Below are 23,407 nucleotides of genomic sequence, written 5' to 3'. Positions count from 1 at the left end.
AGGAGGCGGCGAGGCGCGCTTTTTGCGCCCGACCGGCGTCGCCGACGACGCACTAATTAAAACCACCAAACATCTCAGGGATCAGCGACATGGGCACTCAAATCAACGGCACCGCATATGCAGACAGCCTGGAAGTTACTGGCACCGACGATACGCTGATTGGCGGCGCCGGCAACGATTACATTCAGGGTGGCGCCGGCAACAACCTTGAGATTGGCGGCCAGGGCGACGACAGCTTCGGTGGCGATGGCGCCGGTCGCACCGACCCGGGCAACGATACCATCGAGGGCGGCGACGGCAACGACTACATCCGCTCCCAGTCCGGCGCCGACACCTTTGACGGCGGCGCCGGCAACGACCGCGTCACCTATTACAGCGTCGGCCACGGCATCGACGTCAACATGGTCACCGGCGTTGTCGCCGACGGCAGCGGCGACAACGATCTGCTGCTCAACGTGGAAATGGTTTCCGGCAGCAACGGCTTTGCCGACGTCATGCTGGGCAGCGACGGCGCCAACACTTTCTACGGCAACGGCGGCAACGACACCCTGGATGGCGGCGCCGGCATCGATACGGTCGGCTACCAATTTGCCACCGCCGGCGTGACGGTCAGCCTGGCCGACGGCGCCAGCAGCGGCGCCGACGGCGTCGACCAGTTGTCCAACTTCGAAAATGTCGAAGGCAGCTATTACAACGACATGCTGAGCGGCGACGCCGGCGCCAATGTGCTGCTCGGTCTCGGCGGCGCCGATACCCTGGTCGGCGGCGGCGGCAACGACACCCTGCGTGGCGGCGGTGGCGACGATCAGGCCAACTTCAGCGGCAACCGCGCCGATTATTCGATCAGCACCGACGCCAACGGCGACGTGATCGTGACCGACCTGCGCGACGGCTCGCCCGATGGCGTGGACCGCCTGTCCGGCATCCGCAACCTGCACTTCAGCGATGGCAGCATCTTGCTGCAGCCGCTGGAACGCAGCGTCAGCAGCAATCCCGCCAATCTGCAGGTTTACCAGGCGACCACGCAGCTCAACAGCGGCGGCTACGTGGTGGCCTACCGCGACTTCGACAGCGGCGGCGACGGCATCGTGGCGCGCCTGTTCGACGCCGAAGGCCAGCCGGTCGGCGCCGAGCAGCGCGTCAATAGCGTCGAGCCGGGTGACCAGCGCAGTCCGAGCGTGAGTGCGCTGGATGACGGCGGCTATGTCGTGCTCTGGAACAGCAACAACAACCCGGTCTTGAGCGGCACGCCGTCCTGGGACATCAAGCTGCAGCGCTTCGACTCGGCCGGCAACAAGGTCGACGGCGAAGTGCTGGTCAACACCACCACCGATTTCCAGCAGCGCTTCCCTGTGGCGACAGGCCTGGGCGACTACGGCTACATCGTGACCTGGCAGTCCGGCCAGGACGGCGGCGGCACCAGCAACGGCATCTATGCGCAAAAATACAACTGGGACGGCAGCAAGAACGGCGGCGAGTTCCAGCTCAACACCACCACCGACGGCCCGCAGGAAGCGCCGATGATCGAGCGCCTGTCGGACGGCTCGCTGGTGGTGGTCTGGCGCAGCGTCTCGCTGGCCAACCAGGCCAGCTATGTGATGCAACACCTGGACACCTATGGCAACAAGACCGGCGCCGAAACAATGATCATCGACTGCGTCAATGACTACGTCGGCAACATCCACATCTCCTGGCTGTCGACCGGCGGCTTCGTGGTCACCTGGACGGCGACGCCGCCGGGCGGCACGGTGCAGGTGCTGGCGCGCGCGTTCACCGCCAGCGGTGTAGCGGTCGGCGACGGCCCGCTGGTGGTGGCCGACGGCAGTAGCGGCCACTACGCCTCGGACGTGCAGGGCCTGGACGACGGCAGCTTCATGGTGGTGTGGGACAGCCAGGAGGCCAACGGCGCTTCGAGCATCATGGTGCGCCGCTACGACGGCGCCACGCAGGACGCGCTGACCGATAATCTGGTGGTCAGCGACCATCCGGGCTACGGCACCAAGAATTTCCCGACCCTCGCCACCAGCGGCGACGGCTCCATCGTGGTGAGCTGGAGTTCGCAGGGCGGCGTGCTGAACAAGGGCGGCGGCGTTTTCCAGCAATTGATCGACAAGGACGGCAACGCGGAATTCGTGGTCGGCTCGACCTCGGCCGCCGCACCGGCGGCGCCGACGTTCTCAGTGCAGACCATCGTCGGCGGCAACCTGCCGCAGTATGACCCGGCTTATTTCTCGGCATCGTTCGTTCTGCTGAACAGTCCGTTGAGCAGCGGCGCCACCGTCGGCAACAGCCACCTGGCCTTGCAAGGCACGGCGGCCCTGGGTTCGGTGATCAAGATCTACGAAGGCTTGACGCTGCTGGCCACGGTCGGCGTCAACGACGACGGCCGCTGGGGCGCGGAGATCGAGCACCTTAGCGACGGCACGCACGCGCTGAGCGCCACCGTGACCGACGTGTACGGTCACACCAGCGCCAAGAGCAGCGCCTTCAACCTGGTGGTCAGCAGCGCGATTTTGAACGGTACCGCCGGCGCCGACGGCGAGGTCTATTGGGGCGAGCAGGGCGCCAACGATGCGGCCCAGACCTTGAACGGCAACGCCGGCAACGACACCCTCAACGGCGGCGGCGGCAAGGACACCCTGGTGGGTGGCGCCGGCGACGATACCTATGTGGTGGGCCAGACCGACGTCGTCGTGACGGAAGCGGCCAGCGCCGGCAGCGATACCATCAAGACCAGTGTCGACTTCACCTTGTCCGCCAACGTCGAGAACGGCGTGCTGACGGCGGCGGGCCACACCCTGACCGGCAACGCGAGCGCCAACCAGCTGACCGGCACCAGCGGCAACGACAGCTTGAACGGCGGCGCCGGCAACGACACCTTGACCGGCCTGTCCGGCAACGACACCTACACGGTGGATGCGGCGGGCGACGTGGTGGTCGAGGAGTTCAGCGGCGGCGTCGATCTGGTCAACGTGGCCTACACCGCCGCCGGCACCTATGTGCTGGGCGCGAACGTGGAGAACGCCACGGTGACGTCCGCTGCCGCCATCAATCTGACCGGCAATGCGCTCGACAACGTCCTGATCGGCAACGCCGCAGCCAACAAGCTGGAGGGCGGCGCCGGCAGCGACACCCTGGACGGCAAGGGCGGCACCGACACCATGACGGGCGGCGCGGGCGCCGACATGTACTACGTCGATGCGACCACCGACGTCATCATCGAGACCGAGCTGAACGTGACCGATCAAGTCTACGTCACGGCGGCCAGCTATACGCTGGCGGCCAACGTCGAGAACATGATGTTCCAGGGCAGCGGCAATTTCACCGGCACCGGTAATGACGGCAACAACACCCTGCTGACCGGAGCGGGCGACGACAAGCTGTCCGGCATGGGCGGCAACGACTTGCTGGTCGGCGGCGGCGGCAAGGATACGCTGCTGGGCGGCGCCGGCGCCGATACCCTGATCGGCGGTCCCGGCAACGACAGTATCGACGGCGGCACCATCACCGACCTGGTGAACGAAACCGACATGAACACGGTGGTGTACAAGTCGTCGGCCGGTGGTGTCAACGTCAACCTGGAGAGCGGCCTGGCGCAGGACGGCTTCGGTGGCTCCGACACACTGGTCAATATTAACGCCGTGGTCGGCTCGAACTTCGCCGACGTCCTGACCGGCCGTGCCAGCGCCATCGTCGAGCAGTTCGACGGCGGCAGCGGCAACGACACCATCGACGGCGGCGCGCTGGTCGATCCGCAGGACCGCGGCTACGTCAACCGCGTCACCTACCAGAACGAGACCAGCGCCGTGACGGTGGACCTGGAGCTAGGCACTGCCAACGGCGCGACCATCGGCGAGGACACCCTGATCAACATCAACGCCGTGCGCGGTTCCAGCTACGGCGACCATCTGTCGGGCAGCGACCGCGACGGCGTCGAGGTCTTTGAAGGCCGCGACGGCAACGACACCATCGACGGCCGCGACGGCTACGACATCGCCAGCTACGAGAACGCCAAGGCGGGCGTGGTGGTCGACCTGCTGGCCGGCACCGCCGAGGACGGCTACGGCAAGGTCGATGAGCTGAGCGGCATCGAAGGCGTGCGCGGTTCGGCCTACAACGACGTGCTCACCGGCGGCAATCCCGACAACGGCGATCCTGAAAACGGCGACAAGGTCGAAAGCTTCCAGGGCAACGGCGGCAACGACACCATCGACGGTGGCGACGGCCTCGACATGGCCATCTACACCAGCAGCACCGCCGGCATCGTCGCCGACCTGGCCACCGGCGTGGTGACGGATGGCCTGGGCGGTACCGATGAGCTGAGCGGTATCGAAGGCTTGCGCGGCTCGGCCTTCGCCGACGTGATGAACGGCTCGGACGCGCCGGTCGAATTCTTCGAAGGCCGCGAAGGCAATGACACCATCGACGGCAAGGATGGCGAGGACTATGCCGACTACGAGCACACCGCCGGCGCGGTAAAGGTCACGCTGGGCATCGGCTCGGCCGCCGGCACGGCGAGCGACGGCTACGGCGGCACCGACACGCTGCGCAATATCGAGCACGTTTCGGGCGGCAGGTTCAACGACAGCATCACCGGCAACGAGGCCGACAACCAGCTCGACGGCGGCGCCGGCGACAACACGCTGTCCGGCGGTGCCGGCAACGACTGGCTGGAGGCCGGCAACGGCAACGACAGCATGCTGGGCGGCACCGGCGACGACTACTTCCGCGCCCACGGCGGCAAGAACTTCGTCGATGGCGGCACCGACGCTGAAAACATGGACCTCGACACCCTGGGCATGGACGGCATGAGAGACGACTACGTCGTCACCCGTCTGACGAATGGCGACACCCAGATGGCCAACAAATACACCAATGAGACGGTCATCTTCCGCAACGTCGAGATGATCGAATTCGACGGCGATGTGGTGGACTTCGAAACGCTGGTCGACGGCGTGGCCGGCCCCGGTGCGGACACCATTTTCGGCACCGAGTTCAACGACACGCTGGATGGCGCAGGCGGCGCCGATGAGATGGTCGGCTTCGAAGGCGACGACACCTATATCGTCGATAACGTCGGCGACACCATCATCGAGGACGAAGATCTGGAGGATATGGAGCCGATCTTCGGCATCGATACCATCAAGGTCAATCTGGCGGCGGCCGGCACCTACAATATGCTGACCAACGCGGCCAACGTGGAGAACGCGATCGCGGCGCCGGGTACCGTCGCCATCAACCTGATCGGCAACGACAGCGACAACCAGTTGACCGGCAATGCGGCCGGCAACAAGCTGACCGGCGGCCTCGGCAACGACACGCTGGACGGCGGCGCCGGCAACGACACCATGGACGGCGGCCAGGGCAACGACACCTATTACGTCGATTCGGCCACCGACACGGTGACCGAGGCGGCCAATGGCGGCAACGACAGCATCATTACCACGCTGACCACCTACACCCTGGGTGCGACGCTGGAGAACGTGCGTTACATGGGCTCGTCCGCCTTCACCGGCACCGGCAACGCCGGCGACAACACGCTGCAGGGCGGCGCCGGCAACAACAAGCTCGACGGCAAGGAAGGCAACGATCTGCTGCTGGGCGGCCAGGGCAGCGACTCGCTGCTCGGCGGCGCCGGTTCCGACACCCTGTTCGGCGGTCCGGGCAACGACACGCTGGACGGCGGCGCGTTGACCGACAAGATCGGCAACAGCGACTTCAACGTTGCCGTGTACTCCTTTAGCGCCGGCGCCGTGTCGGTCGACCTCGGCACCGGCGTCGCCAGCGATGGTTTCGGCGGCACCGACAAGCTGGTCAACATCAATTTCGTGATCGGCAGCAATGACGACGACGTCCTGACCGGCAGCACGCTGGCGCAACTGGAAGGTTTCGAGGGCGGAAAAGGCAATGACACCATCGATGGCGGCGCAGTGCGCGACTACGCCAACCAGAGCGACAACAATATGGTGATGTTCCTGAAGTCGGACACCGGGGTGACGGTCAACTTGCAGGAGCACATGGCCATCGGCGAAGGCAGCGGCGTGGACACGCTGCTCAATATCACCATGGTGCGCGGCTCGACCCATGACGACAACATCACCGGTTCCGACAGCGGCCTGATCGAGTCCTTCTCGGGCGAGGCCGGCGACGACACCATCGACGGCGGCGGCGGCATCGACTATGCCAGCTACGACTTCGCCAGCCACGGCGTGACGGTCGACCTCGGCGCCGGTACCGCCAGCGACGGCGAAGTCGATGAATTCGAAAACATGGGCACCGATACGCTGATCAACATCGAGGGCGTGCGCGGCTCGGCCCATGACGACTTGCTGATGAGCGGCGGCATGGACTTTGCCATCTTCATCGGCAACGGCGGCAACGACACCATCGAAGGTGATTCGGTGTACTGGGATATCCTGGAGTACAGCACCAGCAAGGCCGGCGTCAAGGTCGACCTGGTCGCGGGCACGGCCACGGATGGCCTGGGCGGCACCGATGTGCTGAACGGTATCGAAGAGGTGCACGGTTCCGCATTCAACGACACCATCATCGGCAGCGACGGCACCCAGTGGTTCGAAGGCGAAGCCGGCAACGACAGCATCGACGGCGCGGGCGGTGTCGACGGCGTCATGTTCAACCGTGCCGGCAGCGGCGTGGTCGTCAACCTCGCCACCGGCAACGCCACGGACGGGCAGGGCGGCGCCGACAAGCTGCTCAACATCGAAAACGCCAGTGGCACTGGTTATGCCGACAGCCTGACCGGCAGCGCCGCCGACAATCTGCTGACCGCCAGGGAAGGCAACGACACGCTCGACGGCGGCGCCGGCAACGATACCCTGTCTGGCGACGAGGGTAACAACAGCATGCTGGGCGGCCTTGGCGACGATCAGCTCATCAGCAATGGCGGCCGGGATACGGTCGACGGCGGCGCCGGCGACGACGAACTGATTCTGGCACTGGAGTTTGAGGATTACACCATCACCCGGCCGAACGCGATCGACACGGTACTGACCAATAAAGGGAATCCGGACAATGTCATCACCGTGCGCGGCGTCGAGACGTTCCACTTCGGCGGCCCCGACGGCACGACGATGACGGCGGCCGAAGTGCAGCTGAACATCGCCAGCGTGGGTCCGGACAACCTGCTCGGCACGGACGGCAACGACGACCTGAACGGGGGCGCCGGCAACGACACCATGACCGGCCTGGACGGCGACGACACCTACACGGTCGACAACGCGCTGGATCTGATCGTCGAGGAGGTGGACGGCGGCGAAGACCTGGTCAAGGTCGCCTTCACGGCGGCCGGCACCTTCGACATGGCGGCCAAGGCGCAGCACGTGGAAGACGCCACCGTGACGGCGGCCGCGACGATCGCCGTCAACGTGGTCGGCAATGCGTTGGACAACAAGTTGACCGGCAACGCGGCCGCCAACAAGCTGAGCGGCGGCGCCGGCGACGACACGCTGGACGGCGGCGCTGGCAACGACGCCATGGACGGCGGCCTGGGCGACGACAGCTATGTGGTCGACGCCACCGGCGACGTGGTCACGGAACTGGCCAGCGGCGGCTGGGACGGCGTCAAGACCACGCTGGGCACGTACACGCTGGGCGCCAACGTCGAGCTGGTGCAGTACGTCGGCTCCGGCAACTTCATCGGCACCGGCAATGCCGACGCCAATGTGCTGGTGGGCGGCGTCGGCAACGACAAGCTCGACGGCATGGGCGGCACCGACCTGCTGGTCGGCGGCAATGGCAACGACACCTTGCTGGGCGGCGCGGGCTCCGACGAGCTGCAGGGCGGCTACGGCAACGACAGCATCGACGGCGGCGCCATCACCGACAAGATCGGCAACACCGATGCGAACTATGTCAACTATGGGGAATCGCTGTTCGGCGTTGACGTCAACCTGGGCACCGGGATTGCGCAGGACGGCATGGAAGGCACGGACAAGCTCGTCAACATCAACTTCGTGATCGGCAGCACCCACAACGACATCCTGACCGGCAGTACGACGGCGCTGCTGGAAGGTTTTGAAGGCGGTGAAGGCGATGACGTCATCAACGGCGGCGCCGTCACCGACACCATCAACCAGACCAATAACAATGTGGCGCTGTACCATCATTCGGCGTCGGCGGTGGCGATCAACCTGGAGGAGGGCACCGCCGACGGCGAGAGCAGCGGCCACGACATGCTGGTCAACATCACCATCGTGCGCGGCTCCACGCATGACGACACCATCACCGGTTCGGACAGCGTGCTGACCGAGATCCTGTCCGGCGAAGGCGGCGACGACACCATCGACGGCGGCGGCGGCATGGACATCGCCAGCTACGACTTCGCCGCCGGCGCGGTCAACGTCCAGCTGGGCGGCCGCTCGGACGGCACGGCCGACGACGGTGATGGCGGCACCGACACCCTGATCGACATCGACGGCGTGCGCGGCTCGCGTTACGACGATACCCTGACCGGCAGCGACTACGACGACGTGATCGAAAACTTCATGGGTAACGCCGGCAACGACGTCATCGACGGTGGCGGCGGTTTCGACGGTGTGGACTACAGCACCAGCACCAACGGCGTCAACGTCAACCTGACCACCGGTATCGCGCTGGATGGCCTGGGCGGCACCGACACGCTGTCCCACATCGAACAGGTGCGCGGCTCATCCCTCAACGACACAATCACCGGCAGCGACCTGGACGAGAGGTTTGAAGGCCGCGGCGGCAACGACACCATCGACGGCAAGGGCGGTAGCGACACCATCGACTATCACGCCTCCGCAGGCGCGGTGTCGGTCAACCTGGCCACCGGCGTGGTGACGAACGACGGCATGGGCGGGAATGACAAGCTGATCGGCATCGAAATCGCGATCGGCTCCTCGTTCGGCGACACCCTGACCGGCAGCGCCGGCGCGGACATCCTGGACGGCTGGCTCGGCAACGATACGCTGGACGGCGGCGCGGGTGCCGACATCCTGCTCGGCGGCGCCGGCAACAACAGCATAGTCGGCGGCGCGGGCGCCGACACACTGATCTCGGCTGGCGGCAAGGATCTGCTGGACGGCGGTCTCGACAGCGACATTGCCGTCGTCTCGCTGCCATTCGACTCCTACACGGTGACCCGTCCGAACGCGACCGATACCGTGCTGACCTACAAGTTTGACGCCAACAACGTCATCACCTTGCGCGGCATCGAGAATGTCATCTTCGGCGGCTACAACGGCACGACGATGACGCTGGCCGAAGTGCAGGCGAATATCCCTAGCGCCTTCGACGACAACCTGGTCGGCGACAGCGGCGCCAACACGCTGAACGGCGGCCTCGGCAACGACCGCATGGAAGGCAAGGGCGGCGACGACACCTACGTCGTCAACGCCGCCGGCGACAACGTGATCGAGGCCGAAGACGAGGGCACCGACAGCGTCACGGTGGACTTCACCGCCGCCGGCACCTACGTCATGAGCGCCAACGTCGAGAACGCCACGATCGTCGGCACGCTGGCGGTCAGCGTCACCGGCAATGCGATGGACAACATCCTGACCGGCAACAGCGCGGCCAACAAGATCGATGGCGGCGCCGGCAACGACAGCATCAGCGGCGGTCTCGGCAACGACACCATCACCGGCGGCGTCGGCAACGACACCATCGACGGCGGCGCGGGCAGCGACAGCATGGCCGGCGGCGACGGCAACGACATCTACACGGTGGATGTGGCGACCGACGTGGTGACCGAAGCCGCCGGCGGCGCTTCGGGCATCGACGTGGTGAAGACTGCGCTGGCCAGCTACACGCTGGGCGCCAACGTCGAGACCCTGCAATACACCGGAACGACAGGCTTCGCCGGCACCGGCAACGTGCTCGACAACCTGATCCTCGGTGGCGTCGGCAACGACGTGCTGAAGGGCCTGGCCGGCAACGATACGCTGATGGGCGGCGCCGGCAACGACTCGCTCGACGGCGGCGAAGGCAACGATTCGTTCTCCGGCGGCACCGGCGTCGATACGGTCGATGGCGGCGCCGGCACCGGCGATACCCTGACGCTGACCGGCAGCTTTGCCGACTTCAGCCGCACGCGCGTGTCGCTGACCGATACCTTGCTGGTGAACGCGGTCAGCGGCGAGAGCGTGCTGGTGCGCGGCGTGGAGAGCTTCTTCTTCAACGGCGTTGCCAAGACGCTGGCGCAGGTCAACGAAAACCGCGCCAGCACGGGCGACGATGTGCTGACCGGCCGGGTCGATTTCAACGACACGTTGGACGGCGGACTGGGCGCGGACAATATGACCGGTTACAGCGGCGACGATACCTACGTCGTCAACGTCGCCGGCGATGTGGTGGTGGAAGCGTCGGGCGAAGGCACGGACAACGTGCTCGTGGCATTCACGGCGGCGGGTACGTACGCGCTGAGCGCCAACGTCGAAAACGCCACCGTGACGGGCACGCTGGCCGTCAATGTGACCGGCAATGGCGAGGACAACATTTTGATCGGCAACACCGCAGCCAACAAGCTGGATGGCGGGGCGGGCAACGATAGCATCAGCGGCGGTCTCGGCAACGACACCGTCACCGGTGGCGCCGGCAACGACACCATCGACGGCGGCGCAGGTACCGACAGCATGAGCGGCGGCGACGGCGACGACATCTACACGGTCGACGTGGCGGCCGACGTGGTGACCGAACTGGCCACCGGCGGCTCCGGCACCGACCAGATCCTGACCACGGCGGTGGCGCTGACGCTGGCGCTCAACGTCGAGAACCTGAAGTACACCGGCTCGTTGGCGTTTGCCGGCACCGGCAATGCCTCGGCCAACATCATCGAAGGCGCGGTCGGCAACGACAAGCTGCTGGGCATGGCGGGCGCCGACAGCCTGGTCGGCAACGCCGGCAACGACACGCTGGACGGCGGCGCCGACAACGACACGCTGGCCGGCGGCAGCGGCAACGACAGCCTGTTCGGCGGCGACGGCAACGACGCGCTGAACGCGGGCACCGGCGTCGACGTGGCGGACGGCGGCGGAGGCAGCGGCGACACGCTGACCCTGCTGGGCAATTTCGACGACTTCGCCCGCAGCCGCCTGTCGCTGACCGACACCCAGCTGATCAACGTTATCACCGGCGAAAACGTGGTGGTGCGCGGCGTGGAAAACTTTGTCTTCAACGGCGTCGGCAAGACGCTGGACGACATCAACGCCAACCGCGCCACCATCGGCAACGATACCCTGACCGGCGCGGCCGACCAGAACGATACGCTGGACGGGGGCCTGGGCATCGACAGCATGACCGGCTACAGCGGCGACGATACCTATGTCGTCAACGTCGTCGGCGACGTGGTGGTGGAAGCGGCGGACGAAGGCATGGACAGCGTCACCGTGGCGTTCACGGCGGCTGGCACGTATGTGCTGAGCGCCAACGTCGAAAACGCCACCGTGACGGGTGTGCTGGCCGTCAATGTGACCGGCAATGCCGAGAACAACGCCCTGACCGGCAACAGCGCAGCCAACAAGCTGGAAGGCGCCGCAGGTAATGACAGCCTGAACGGCGGTGCCGGCAACGACACCATGATCGGCGGCGACGGCGACGACGTCTACGTGGTGGATGTGGCAACCGACGTGGTGACCGAACTGGCCACCGGCGGTTCCGGCACCGACCTGATCCTGACCACGGCAGCGGCGCTGACGCTGGCGCTCAACGTCGAGAACCTGAAGTACACCGGCCTGGCGGCGTTTGCCGGCACCGGCAATGCTTTGGCCAACGTCATCGAAGGCGCAGTCGGCAACGACAAGCTGCTCGGCATGGCGGGGGCCGACAGCCTGATCGGCAACGCCGGCAACGATACGCTGGACGGCGGCGCCGACAACGACACGCTATCCGGCGGCATCGGCAACGACAGCCTGATCGGTGGCGACGGCAACGACGCACTGAACGTCGGCACGGGCATCGACGTGGCCGATGGCGGCGGAGGTTCCGATACGCTGACGGTGGTGGGCGCTTTCGGCGCCTATACGGTCACCCGTTTGTCGGCCACCGACACCCAGCTGGTCAGCGTCTCCACCGGCGAGAACATCACCTTGCGCGGCGTGGAATTGGTGAACTTCGACGGTGGCAGCAAGACCATCGCCGAGATCAACGGCTTGCTGGGCTCGCCTGGCAACGATTCGATCACCGGCACCAGTGGCAACGACACGCTGGACGGCGGCCTCGGCATCGACACCCTGGTCGGCAGCAGTGGCAACGATACCTATGTGGTCAATGTGGCCGGCGATCTGGTGGTCGAGGAATTCAGTTCAGGCGTCGACAATGTCCTCGTCGCATTCACGGCGGTGGGCAGCTACACGCTGGCGGACAACATCGAAGACGCCACCATTACCGGTACGCTGGCGGTCGGCCTGACCGGCAACAACCAGGCCAACACCCTAACCGGCAACAGCGCCGCCAACAAGCTGGACGGCGGCGGCGAAAGCGATGCGCTGTATGGCGGCGCGGGCAACGACACCCTGATCGGCGGCGCCGGCAACGACACGCTCGACGGCGGCCTCGGCAACGACTCCATGACCGGCGGCGCCGGCAGCGATAAGTACTTCGTCAATTCGACCAGCGACGTGGTGGTTGAAACCGTGGTTGGCGATCAGGACTGGGTCGTTTCCACCCTGAATACCTACACGATGGCCAAGCAGATCGAGTTCTTGACCTTCGAAGGATCGGGCGCGTTCACCGGCACTGGCAACGAGTTGGACAACGTGATTATCGGCGGAGCGGGCAACGACACCCTTTCCGGCGGCGCCGGCTCGGATAACCTGATCGGTGCCGGCGGCAACAACCGCTACACAGGCGGCGCCGGCAATGACTGGTTCTACCTTAGCAGCGGTAGTGTCAACACCGTGACCGACTTTACCGTGGGAAGCGACCACATGATCCTGGATATGCCTAGTCTGGAGATCGGCAACGGCGATGGAGTGATCGATCTGGCCACCACCCGCAGCTCGGCCGGCGGCTTCGATGTCGGTGCGGAACTGGTGGTGTTCACCCAGAACGCGGCAGGCACGGGCGCGGTATCGGCCAGTGCGGCGGCTGCCTTGATTGGCTCGGCCAACACGGCCTACGCGACCGGCGCCAAGGCCGTGTTCGTGGTCGACAACGGCACCTCAAGCACGGTGTTCCTGTTCATCTCCGGCGCGGACGATGAGTTGGTGTCGGAAGGCGAACTGACGCAGCTGGCCGTGTTGACCGGCACGCCGGCCACCACCGTTACGGACTACGCGTTCTATGTGCCGATGGTTTAAAGCGGCGGGGCCACTTCAGCCTGCAGGGTGATGTGGTCGATGCCGTGTTTTTCCAGCAGCATGGCTTTGATGTTGTGCAGGATCTCGGGCCAGTGCGCCAGATCGGTGATTTCGACGTGACCGATCAAGGCGGGCTGGCCGGGCGCCATGTCCCACACGTGCAGGTCGTGCACCGAGCACACGCCTTCCAGCTGTTCCAGGTCGGCGCCGACGCGCAGGTAATCGATCTGCTCGGGCACGCCGCCCATCAGGAAGTGGTAGGACTCGCGCAGCACGTCGATGGTGGATTTTAAAATCAGCAGCGCCACGAACAGTGACAGCAGCGGGTCGATCTGCATCCATCCCGTGTAGTAAATCACTGCGCCGGCCACCAGCGCGGCCACGGAACCCAGCAGGTCGCCCAGCACGTTCACCAGCGCGGCGCGGGTGTTCATATTGCTCTCGCCGCGCGACAGCATCCAGGCCAGCACCAGATTGATCACCAACCCGATGGCGGCCACCACGAACACGGTGGCCCCTTGCACCTGTTCCGGATGCGAGAAGCGGCTGATGGCTTCGTAAGTGATCCAGCCGACCAGCAGCAACAGCACCAGGCTGTTCACAAACGCCGCCAGCGCCTCGGCGCGGCCGAAACCGAACGAGTGGCGTGCCGATGGCGGCCGCTTGGCGATCAGCTGCGCCAGTAAAGCCAGGCCCAGCGCCGCCGCGTCCGTGACCATGTGGCCGGCGTCGGAAATCAGGGCCAGCGAATTCGACATGAAGCCGGTCACCACTTCCACCACCGCGAAGCCCAGCGTCAGCGCCAGCGACCACGCCAGCACGGACTGGCTGCGCTGTACCGTGTAGTGGCGATAGTGGGCGTCGCCGTCGCGATGCTCGTGCAGGTGGGCGGAGGGCGAGGGCGGCAGGGCGGTGTCGGTTGGCATGGGCTGCATATTGGATGGGCGATGACCACAGTTTAATGCAAGGCAGAAACGCACGCTTTGCGGTTCTCATAGTGCTCAAAGAAATGTTTCCTCTGTAGGCTCTTGTTTTTCTTCGGATCGCTCTCTATAATGCTGGTCTTCGGGCGGTTAGTTCAGCTGGTTAGAATACTTGGTCGACATCCAAGGGGTCGGGGATTCGAATTCCTCACCGCCCACCAGAATACGCAGTACGTAGCAATTAAGCGGTAAATAAGCAGTAAAATAGCAGGTCAACGGGCGGTTAGTTCAGCTGGTTAGAATACTTGGTCGACATCCAAGGGGTCGGGGATTCGAATTCCTCACCGCCCACCAGAACATATGTAAGAGCGAGAAAGGCATCACGGTTATGACACCGCGAACTACTACCAAGCTTTGGGAGTGACGCTAGTCAACGGGATTCTTTTGCTTGAAAAAAGAGAAAACGCGGCTAGCCCGCGTTTTTTTTCGTCTATATTTTTTAATACCCTTTACATCACCCGGAGATCACAATGATTTCAGTCCGCCTTCCTGATGGTTCCGCCCGCGAATTCGATGGCCCGGTTACCGTGGCCCAAGTGGCAACCAGCATCGCCACCAGCCTCGGCAAGGCCGCACTGGCCGGTAAAGTCGATGGCAAAGTTGTGGATACCTCCTACCTGATCGACAAGAACGTCGACCTAGCCATCGTCACCGACAAAGACCCGGAAGGTCTGGACGTGATCCGTCACTCGACCGCTCACTTGCTGGCCTACGCCGTGAAAGAGCTGTTCCCGGACGCGCAAGTCACCATCGGCCCGGTGATCGACAACGGTTTCTACTACGACTTTTCGTACAAGCGTCCGTTCACGCCTGACGATCTGGTCGCCATCGAAAAGAAAATGGCCGAGCTGGCCAAGAAGGATGAGCCGGTCACCCGCAAGGTGCTGCCGCGCGACGAAGCCGTGGCTTACTTCAAGTCCATCGGCGAAGCCTACAAGGCCGAGATCATCGCCTCGATTCCTGCCGACCAGGATGTGTCGCTGTACAGCGAAGGCAACTTCACCGACTTGTGCCGTGGCCCGCACGTGCCGTCGACCGGCAAGCTGAAAGTGTTCAAGCTGATGAAGCTGGCCGGCGCCTACTGGCGCGGCGACAGCAAGAACGAGATGCTGCAGCGTGTTTATGGCACCGCCTGGGCCAAGAAGGAAGACCAGGAGCAGTACCTGTTCCAACTGGAAGAGGCGGAAAAGCGCGACCATCGCAAGCTGGGCAAGCAGCTGGACTTCTTCCACTTCCAGGATGAAGCGCCGGGTCTGGTGTTCTGGCATCCGAAGGGTTGGACCATCTGGCAGCAAGTGGAGCAGTACATGCGCCACAAATACCAGGTCAACGGCTATCAGGAGGTGAAGGCGCCGCAGATCCTGGACGCCAGCCTGTGGGGCAAGACCGGCCACTGGGACAACTACCGCGAAAACATGTTCGTGACGGAGTCGGAAAACCGCTCCTACGCGCTGAAGCCGATGAACTGCCCTGGCCACGTGCAGATCTTCAACAGCAATATGCGTTCGTACCGCGACCTGCCGCTGCGCTACGGCGAGTTCGGCCAGTGCCACCGCAACGAGCCTTCGGGCGCGCTGCACGGCATCATGCGCGTGCGCGGCTTCACCCAGGATGACGGCCACATCTTCTGCACCCACGAGCAGATCGAGCCGGAAGTGGTGTCCTTCCACACGCAGGCGATGGAAGTGTATGCGGATTTCCACTTCCACAATATCGAAGTCAAGCTGGCGCTGCGTCCGGACAACCGCATCGGTACCGATGAAGTGTGGGACGAAGCCGAAGAAGCGCTGCGCTCGGGCCTGCGCGCCTGCGGCGTGACCTGGACCGAATTGCCGGGCGAGGGCGCGTTCTACGGTCCGAAGATCGAGTACCACCTGAAGGATTCGCTGGGCCGCCCATGGCAGGTCGGCACCATGCAGGTCGACTTCTTCATGCCGGAGCGCCTGGGCGCCGAGTACGTGGCGGCCGACAACACCCGCCAGGTGCCGGTCATGCTGCACCGTGCGATCGTCGGTTCGATGGAGCGCTTCATCGGCATCTTGATCGAAAACTATGCGGGCGCGTTGCCGGCGTGGCTGGCGCCGGTGCAGGTTTCGGTGCTGAACATCTCCGATGCGCAGGCCGAATATGTGCAACAAGTGGCTGAAAAGCTGCGCCGTAGCGGCTTCCGCGTGCAGACCGATTTGCGCAACGAGAAAATAAACTATAAAATACGTGAACATTCCGTCCAAAAACTGCCTTACATCCTTGTGGTGGGCGATAAAGAGCGGGATGCCAACACCGTCGCCGTGCGGGCACGGGGCAATGTCGATCTGGGCGTCATGTCCGTCGATGCCCTGATAGAGCGACTTCAGCAAGATGTCGTCAACAAAGCCTGATCGCACTGGCAATTCATTAGATTTTAAAAGGAATCACCATAGCTACTGACAAGTCGCATCGCATCAATGGCGAAATCACTGCCCCTGAAATGCGTTTATCCGGGGTCGATAACGAGCCGCTCGGTATCGTGAGTTTGGCCGAAGCCTTCCGCCTGGCGGAAGAGGCAAACGTCGACCTGGTCGAGATCGCCCCTACGGCGGTCCCGCCAGTGTGCCGTTTGATGGACTACGGTAAGTTCAAGTATTCGGAGCAGAAAAAGGCTCACGAAGCGAAATTGAAGCAGAAGATCATCGCCGTGAAGGAAGTCAAATTCCGTCCGGGCACCGATGATGGCGACTACAACATCAAGTTGCGCAACCTGATCAAGTTCCTGGAAGAGGGCGATAAGACCAAGATCACCCTGCGCTTCCGTGGTCGCGAGATGGCGCACCAGGATATTGGCTTCCGCATGCTGGAACGTCTGAAAGCCGACCTGGAGCCGCATGGCCAGGTTGAGCAGTTCCCGAAAATGGAAGGCCGCCAGATGATTATGGTGCTGGCGCCGAAGAAGAAAAAATAAGTTTGCCATCATGGCATGCTAAAAAAAGGGCACGTGTTGTGCCCTTTTTTGTTTTTCTCGGCTATAATGTTCGGCTGTAGTAAATGTAGTGGACTCGCATCCGCTGCACAAACAAGTGAGAGCAGGCATCTAAGAGCGACGTAGTGTTGCCACCTGTAATCCTGTTTAATAGGAGCTGTCCGAGAGGGCAGAATATCTATGCCAAAAATGAAAACCAAGAGCTCGGCGAAAAAACGTTTTCGCGTGCGTCCAGGTGGTACCGTTAAATCGGGTATGGCTTTCAAACGCCACATCCTGACCAAGAAGACGACGAAGAACAAGCGTCAACTGCGCGGCACCCGTAACATCAATGCGTCCGACGTCCAGCGCGTCTACGCGATGATGCCATCCGCTTAATCTCACCACTCATCTAAGGAGCTAATATGCCTCGAGTAAAACGTGGGGTTACTGCGCGTGCCCGTCATAAAAAAGTACTGAATCTTGCCAAAGGCTACCGCGGTCGTCGTAGCAAGGTATACCGTATTGCCAAGCAAGCAGTTATGCGCGCTGGCCAGTACGCATACCGTGACCGTCGTAACAAGAAGCGCGTCTTCCGCCGCCTGTGGATCGCTCGTATCAACGCCGCTTCCCGTGAGCATGGCGTTACCTACAGCGTATTCATGAACGGTCTGAAGAAAGCTGCAATCGAACTGGACCGTAAAGTCCTGGCCGACATGGCAGTGATGGACAAACCAGCGTTCGCTGCGATTGTTAACGTCGTTAAAGCTAAAATCGCTGCTTAATTTTTAAGCGCGGATTTACGCAAGAGAACGGGGCAAGGGTCATACCTGTGCCCCGTTTTTTGATTCAAGGATAAGAAAAACGCATGGACTCCCTGGAACAACTCGTCGCCTCAGCAGTGCAGGATTTCGACGCGGCCAAAGATGACGCCGCCGCACTGGAAAACGCCAAAGCCAAATACCTGGGCAAAACCGGCCAGATTACCGAATTGATGAAGGGCCTGGGCAAGCTCGATCCTGACGCCAAGAAGGCGCAGGGCGCGCTGATCAACGCCGCCAAGCAGCAGATCGAAGCCGCGCTGACCGCGCGCCGTGATGCGCTGGCCGAAGCCCAGTTGCAAGCCCGTTTGAACGCCGAGGCCATCGACGTCTCCCTGCCAGGCCGCGGCCGCGCCGGCGGCGGTATCCACCCGGTGATGCGTACCTGGGAACGTGTGGAAGAGATCTTCCGCTCGATCGGTTTCGATGTGGCCGACGGCCCCGAAATCGAAAACGACTGGACCAACTTCACGGCGCTGAACAGCCCGGAAAACCATCCTGCGCGCTCGATGCAGGACACCTTCTACATCGAAGGCAACGACAGCGAAGGCAAGCCGCTGCTGCTGCGCACGCACACTTCGCCGATGCAGGTGCGCTATGCCCGCAGCCACACGCCGCCGATCAAGGTGATCGCGCCGGGTCGCACCTACCGCGTCGACAGCGATGCCACGCACTCGCCGATGTTCCACCAGGTCGAAGGCCTGTGGATCGCCGAGAACATCAGCTTCGCCGACCTCAAGGGCGTGTACCTGAACTTCGTCAAGGCCTTCTTCGAGACCGATGACCTGCAGGTGCGCTTCCGTCCGTCGTACTTCCCGTTCACCGAACCGTCGGCCGAGATCGACATCGCGTTTGGTTCCGGTCCGCTCAAGGGCCGCTGGCTGGAAGTGTCGGGCTCGGGCCAGGTGCACCCGTCGGTGGTGCGCAACTTCGGCCTGGACCCTGAGAAATATATCGGTTTCGCGTTCGGCTCCGGCCTGGAGCGCCTGACCATGCTGCGCTACGGGATCAACGACCTGCGCCTGTTCTACGAAGGCGACCTGCGTTTCCTGAAGCAGTTCAATTAAGACGACAGCCCTGGCACGTCATTCCCGCGCAAGCGGGAATCCATGCTGACTCAGATCAGCCGTTCTATGGATTCCCGCCTGCGCGGGAATGACGGAGCTACAGATAACCAAAGGTTTGATTATGCAATTCTCCGAAAACTGGCTCCGTACCATGGTCGATCCGAAGATGACTTCGGACGAGCTGGCCCATCTGTTGACCATGTCCGGCCTGGAAGTGGAAGAAGTGGAGGCCGTGGCGCCGCCGTTCTCCAACGTGGTGGTGGGCCTGGTGCGCGACATGGCCAAGCACCCGAACGCCGACCGCCTCAACGTCTGCCAGGTGGACGTGGGCACCGGCACGCTGCTGAACATCGTCTGCGGCGCGCCGAACGTGCGCCCGGGCCTGAAAGTGGTGTGCGCCATGGCCGGCGCCGTGCTGCCGCCGGGCGCCGATGGCAAGCCGTTTGAAATCAAGGTGGGCCAGCTGCGCGGCGTCGAGTCGCAAGGCATGCTGTGCTCGGCCAAGGAACTGAAATTGTCGGAAGAGGGCAGCGGCCTGCTGGAACTGCCGGACGACGCGCCGGTCGGCCAGAACTTCCGCGATTACTACGCACTGAACGACCTGAAATTCACCATCAAGCTGACCCCGAACAAGGCGGACTGCCTGTCGGTGCTGGGCGTGGCGCGTGAAGTGTCGGCCCTGACCGGTGTGGCGCTGCACGCGCCGACCTTCCGCGCCGCCACCGTCAACACGGATGAAAAGCTGCCGGTGAAAATCTCGGCGCCGGACCTGTGCGGCCGTTTCTCGGGCCGCGTGATTCGCAAGCTGAACGCCAAGGCCGTCACCCCGGACTGGATGAAGCAGCGCCTTGAGCGCAGCGGCCAGCGCCCGGTATCGGCGCTGGTGGACATCTCCAACTACGTGATGCTGGAGCTGGGCCGTCCGTCGCACGTGTTCGACCTGGACAAGATCCACGGCGGGCTGGACGTGCGCTGGGGCCGCAAGGGCGAATCGCTCAAGCTGCTCAACGGCAGCACCGTCGAGATCGACGAATGGGTGGGCGTGATCGCCGACGACAAGGAACTGGAATCGCTGGCCGGCATCATGGGCGGCGACGCCACCGCCGTCTCGCTGGACACCACCAACATCTACCTGGAAGCAGCGTTCTGGTGGCCGAGCGCCATCCAGGGCCGCGCCCGCAAGTACAACTTCTCGACCGACGCGGCGCACCGCTTCGAGCGCGGCGTCGACTACGCCACCACGGTCGAGCACATCGAGCGCATCACCGCGTTGCTGCTGGAAATCTGCGGCACGCCGGCCACCCAGGTCGGCCCGGTGGATGACCAGATCGCCAAGCTGCCGCAACGCGAGCCGGTCAAGCTGCGCACCGCGCGCGCGCAGAAGGTGATCGGCGTGGCGCTGGACGACAAGGTCATCGCCGACATCTTCACCCGCCTGGCGCTGCCGTTCACGCTGGAAGACGGCGTGTTCTCGGTGACCGCACCGTCGTACCGCTTCGACATCGAGATCGAGGAAGACCTGATCGAGGAAGTGGCGCGCGTCTACGGCTTCGAGAATATCCCGACCGTGGCGCCGGTGGCCGCCAACACCATGATCATCGCGCCGGAAAACACCCGCTCGCTGTTCGCGGTGCGTCACCAGCTGGCCGACCTCGGCTACCAGGAAGTGGTCAACATGAGCTTCGTGGAAGCGGCCTGGGAGCAGGATTTCGGCGGCAACGCCAACCCGATCAAGCTGCAGAACCCGATCGCCAGCCAGATGAGCGTGATGCGTTCGACCCTGGTCGGCAGCCTGGTGGCCAATGTGCGCTACAACCTGAACCGCAAGACCAACCGCGTGCGCGCGTTCGAAATCGGCGCCATCTACCAGCGCGACGACAGCGTGGCCGACGGCCCGCTGACCGTGGGCGGCTACCACCAGCCGAAACGCGTGGCCGGCATCGCCTACGGCGGCGCGGCGGACGAGCAGTGGGGCCAGGACAACCGCGCGGTCGACTTCTTCGACGTCAAGGCCGACCTGGAGCACCTGTTCGCACCGGTGCAACTGCGTTTCGTGAAGGCGGAGCACCCGGCGCTGCACCCTGGCCGCTCGGCTCATGTGTTGCTGGATGGTAAAGTCATCGGCTTCATCGGCGAGCTGCATCCGCGCTGGCTGCAGAAATATGAGCTGCCGCATGCACCGGTAGTGTTCGAGGTCGAAGCGTTTGCCTTGCAGCAACGACCTGTGCCAAAGTATGATGAGATTTCCAAGTTCCCAGGCGCCACCCGCGACTTGGCCGTGGTAGTCAAGCAAACGGTTCCGGCACAGGATTTGCTGGATGCATTTAATGCTGCTGTGCAAGCAAGTCCACAGGGCAAGATTGTGCAAGCCATTGTTTTGTTTGATGAATATCGTGGTAAAGGTTTGGAGGCGGACGAAAAATCGCTTGCTTTCCGCTTTAGCTTGCAAGATACTCAAAACACGCTGCAAGACGATGTGGTGGAGGCCGTAATGGCAGCCGCCGGCGACGCCGCCAAGCAACAACATGGCGCGCGCCTGCGTACTTGAGCGCAACTAAAGCGTTACCTTTTTGACCAATCGGGAGTCCGGCGCATGCCGGACTCAGTCATTTTTATATAAGGCAGGGCTGGAAAATTAATAACAACGACGTTGATTCCGCCGTACTCCAATCCGCATTGGCTGCCGATCTGCACCGGGCCATGCAGGTTGCCAAGGTGCGCCAGGATGCTGAAAAAGATTTGCCGACGCTGACCAAGGCGGAACTGGCCGAACTGTTGTTCGAGCAAGTGGGCCTGAACAAGCGTGAGGCCAAGGACATGGTGGAGACCTTCTTTGACGAGATCCGCAACGCGCTGGAGCGCGGCGAAGCCGTCAAATTGTCCGGTTTCGGCAACTTCCAGCTGCGCGACAAGCCGCAGCGGCCGGGCCGCAACCCCAAGACCGGCGAAGAAATACCGATTACCGCGCGCCGCGTGGTGACCTTCCACGCCAGCCAGAAACTCAAGGGCATGGTCGAAGAGAGCAATCCGATGGCGCGCGCCGCCTGATTGGGAACTGAGCTGCCATGAACGATCGTCTCGCCAAGTCCGAACTGGTCGTCCTGCCGCCGATCCCGGCCAAGCGCTACTTCACCATCGGCGAAGTGAGCGAGCTGTGCGGCGTGAAGCCGCACGTGCTGCGCTATTGGGAGCAGGAGTTCACCCAGCTCAAGCCGGTCAAGCGCCGCGGCAACCGCCGGTATTACCAGCACCATGAGGTGCTGCTGATCCGCCGTATCCGCGAATTGCTGTACGAGCAGGGCTTTACCATCAGCGGGGCACGCAACAAACTCGATAGCAGGGCATACGATAGCGCCGCCACGGAGTATGATGGCGGGTCCGGCGTCAACGGCGCGCCGCCATCGGCCGTTGTTCCTCCGCTGGACCGCGACTTTATCCGCAGCGAGCTGCTGTCGATACTCGGTCTCTTAAGGACGACTGAATAGCAGCGCACCGCTGCCGCAAGAAGCGGCTGGCGATATGATTGCTGCTATACTTTCAATATTATTCGATTATCAGCGACGCTGATGCACGGTGGCGGACAGCCCGGCATTGATCGGGCACGACGAGAGGAAAGAATGATACGCGTTGCCATTTGTGACGACCATCAAATTGTAAGAGCAGGGTTTAAACAGATTTTTTCGTCCTCGGATGATTTCGAGGTGGTGGCGGAAGCCGGTACCGGGCGCGAGGCCTTGGATATCGCCCGCCGTGAAATTTGCGATGTGCTGCTGCTCGATATCGCCATGCCGGATCAAAGCGGCATCGATACCTTGCGCACCATCCGCCAAGGCCAGCCCGACCTGCCGGTGCTGATCCTGTCCGGCTATCCGGCGCAGCAGTACGCGCTCAACCTGTTCAAAATGGGCGCCAACGGCTACCTGAACAAGGAGTGCGAGGCCGATGAACTGATGACCGCCGTGCGCACCGTGTACCAGGGCCGTCGCTACGTCAGCTCGACCGTCGGCGAACTGCTGGCGCAGAGCTTCGACCGCGATCCGAATACGGCGCTTCATACGGAACTGTCGGACCGCGAGTTCCAGGTGTTCCTGCGCCTGGCGCGTGGCGCCACGGTGTCGGACATCGGCGTGGCGCTGTCGCTGAGCATCAAAACCGTCAGTACCTACCGCACCCGCATCATGGAAAAAATGGGCATGCAGTCGAATTCCGACCTGACCTACTACGCCATGAAAAATAATCTGTTGGATTAAAGCGCACGCTTGCAGTGTGCGCGAGCGCACTGATTTTTCTTCCAGTCTATAATTTGAGTGGCATGGCCCCA

The 23,407-nt window shown here is 63.2% G+C and carries 11 protein-coding genes and 2 tRNA genes; 12 read left to right on the top strand and 1 reads right to left on the bottom strand.

Annotation, left to right across the window (positions count from 1 at the left end):
• The first annotated feature begins 89 nt into the window (after positions 1-89).
• Positions 90-13,280, top strand: a complete 13,191-nt coding sequence (locus ACXZ1M_RS00815) for a calcium-binding protein (RefSeq protein WP_459051349.1) — start codon at positions 90-92, stop codon at positions 13,278-13,280.
• On the opposite strand, the gene ACXZ1M_RS00810 is transcribed toward ACXZ1M_RS00815, so the two are convergent.
• Entirely contained in the window at positions 13,277-14,215 is a 939-nt protein-coding gene (locus tag ACXZ1M_RS00810) for a cation diffusion facilitator family transporter (RefSeq protein WP_459051348.1), read from the bottom strand. The two genes, ACXZ1M_RS00815 and ACXZ1M_RS00810, sit on opposite strands and share 4 nt — an antisense overlap.
• Positions 14,216-14,347: 132 nt before the next feature.
• Between ACXZ1M_RS00810 and ACXZ1M_RS00805 the strand changes: the two genes are divergently transcribed.
• The 11 genes from ACXZ1M_RS00805 to ACXZ1M_RS00755 all read left to right on the top strand — a co-directional run bounded on the left by ACXZ1M_RS00805 (position 14,348) and on the right by ACXZ1M_RS00755 (position 23,336).
• Positions 14,348-14,424, top strand: a tRNA-Val gene (locus tag ACXZ1M_RS00805).
• A 56-nt stretch (positions 14,425-14,480) separates the two neighbouring features.
• Positions 14,481-14,557: transfer RNA gene (locus ACXZ1M_RS00800), tRNA-Val, on the top strand.
• Positions 14,558-14,733: 176 nt separating this feature from the next.
• Positions 14,734-16,641: a threonine--tRNA ligase gene (gene thrS, locus ACXZ1M_RS00795; RefSeq protein WP_459051347.1), complete on the top strand. Its 1,908-nt coding sequence runs from the start codon at positions 14,734-14,736 to the stop codon at positions 16,639-16,641.
• Positions 16,642-16,661: 20 nt separating this feature from the next.
• On the top strand, positions 16,662-17,201 hold the full coding sequence (gene infC / locus ACXZ1M_RS00790) for a translation initiation factor IF-3 (protein WP_459053947.1): 540 nt from the start codon (positions 16,662-16,664) through the stop codon (positions 17,199-17,201).
• A 198-nt stretch (positions 17,202-17,399) separates the two neighbouring features.
• On the top strand, positions 17,400-17,597 hold the full coding sequence (gene rpmI, locus ACXZ1M_RS00785; RefSeq protein WP_110849662.1) for a 50S ribosomal protein L35: 198 nt from the start codon (positions 17,400-17,402) through the stop codon (positions 17,595-17,597).
• A gap of 26 nt (positions 17,598-17,623) precedes the next feature.
• Positions 17,624-17,983, top strand: a complete 360-nt coding sequence (gene rplT / locus ACXZ1M_RS00780; RefSeq protein WP_056156032.1) for a 50S ribosomal protein L20 — start codon at positions 17,624-17,626, stop codon at positions 17,981-17,983.
• An 83-nt stretch (positions 17,984-18,066) separates the two neighbouring features.
• Positions 18,067-19,086 (top strand): phenylalanine--tRNA ligase subunit alpha, encoded by a 1,020-nt coding sequence (gene pheS / locus ACXZ1M_RS00775; protein WP_154355590.1) that lies wholly within the window; start codon positions 18,067-18,069, stop codon positions 19,084-19,086.
• Positions 19,087-19,207: 121 nt separating this feature from the next.
• Positions 19,208-21,634 (top strand): phenylalanine--tRNA ligase subunit beta, encoded by a 2,427-nt coding sequence (gene pheT / locus ACXZ1M_RS00770; protein WP_459051346.1) that lies wholly within the window; start codon positions 19,208-19,210, stop codon positions 21,632-21,634.
• Positions 21,635-21,786: 152 nt separating this feature from the next.
• Positions 21,787-22,134 carry an integration host factor subunit alpha gene (locus ACXZ1M_RS00765; RefSeq protein WP_019919772.1) on the top strand — a complete coding sequence of 116 codons (348 nt, stop codon included), beginning with the start codon at positions 21,787-21,789 and terminating at the stop codon, positions 22,132-22,134.
• A gap of 17 nt (positions 22,135-22,151) precedes the next feature.
• Positions 22,152-22,571: a MerR family transcriptional regulator gene (locus tag ACXZ1M_RS00760; protein WP_459051345.1), complete on the top strand. Its 420-nt coding sequence runs from the start codon at positions 22,152-22,154 to the stop codon at positions 22,569-22,571.
• A 132-nt stretch (positions 22,572-22,703) separates the two neighbouring features.
• Positions 22,704-23,336 carry a response regulator gene (locus tag ACXZ1M_RS00755; protein WP_373987435.1) on the top strand — a complete coding sequence of 211 codons (633 nt, stop codon included), beginning with the start codon at positions 22,704-22,706 and terminating at the stop codon, positions 23,334-23,336.
• The last annotated feature ends 71 nt before the right edge of the window (positions 23,337-23,407 follow it).

It is taken from the genome of Duganella paludis, assembly GCF_054461335.1.
The sequence above is the reverse complement of the archived record's forward strand: the minus strand, read 5'-3'. Positions and strand labels throughout refer to the sequence as shown.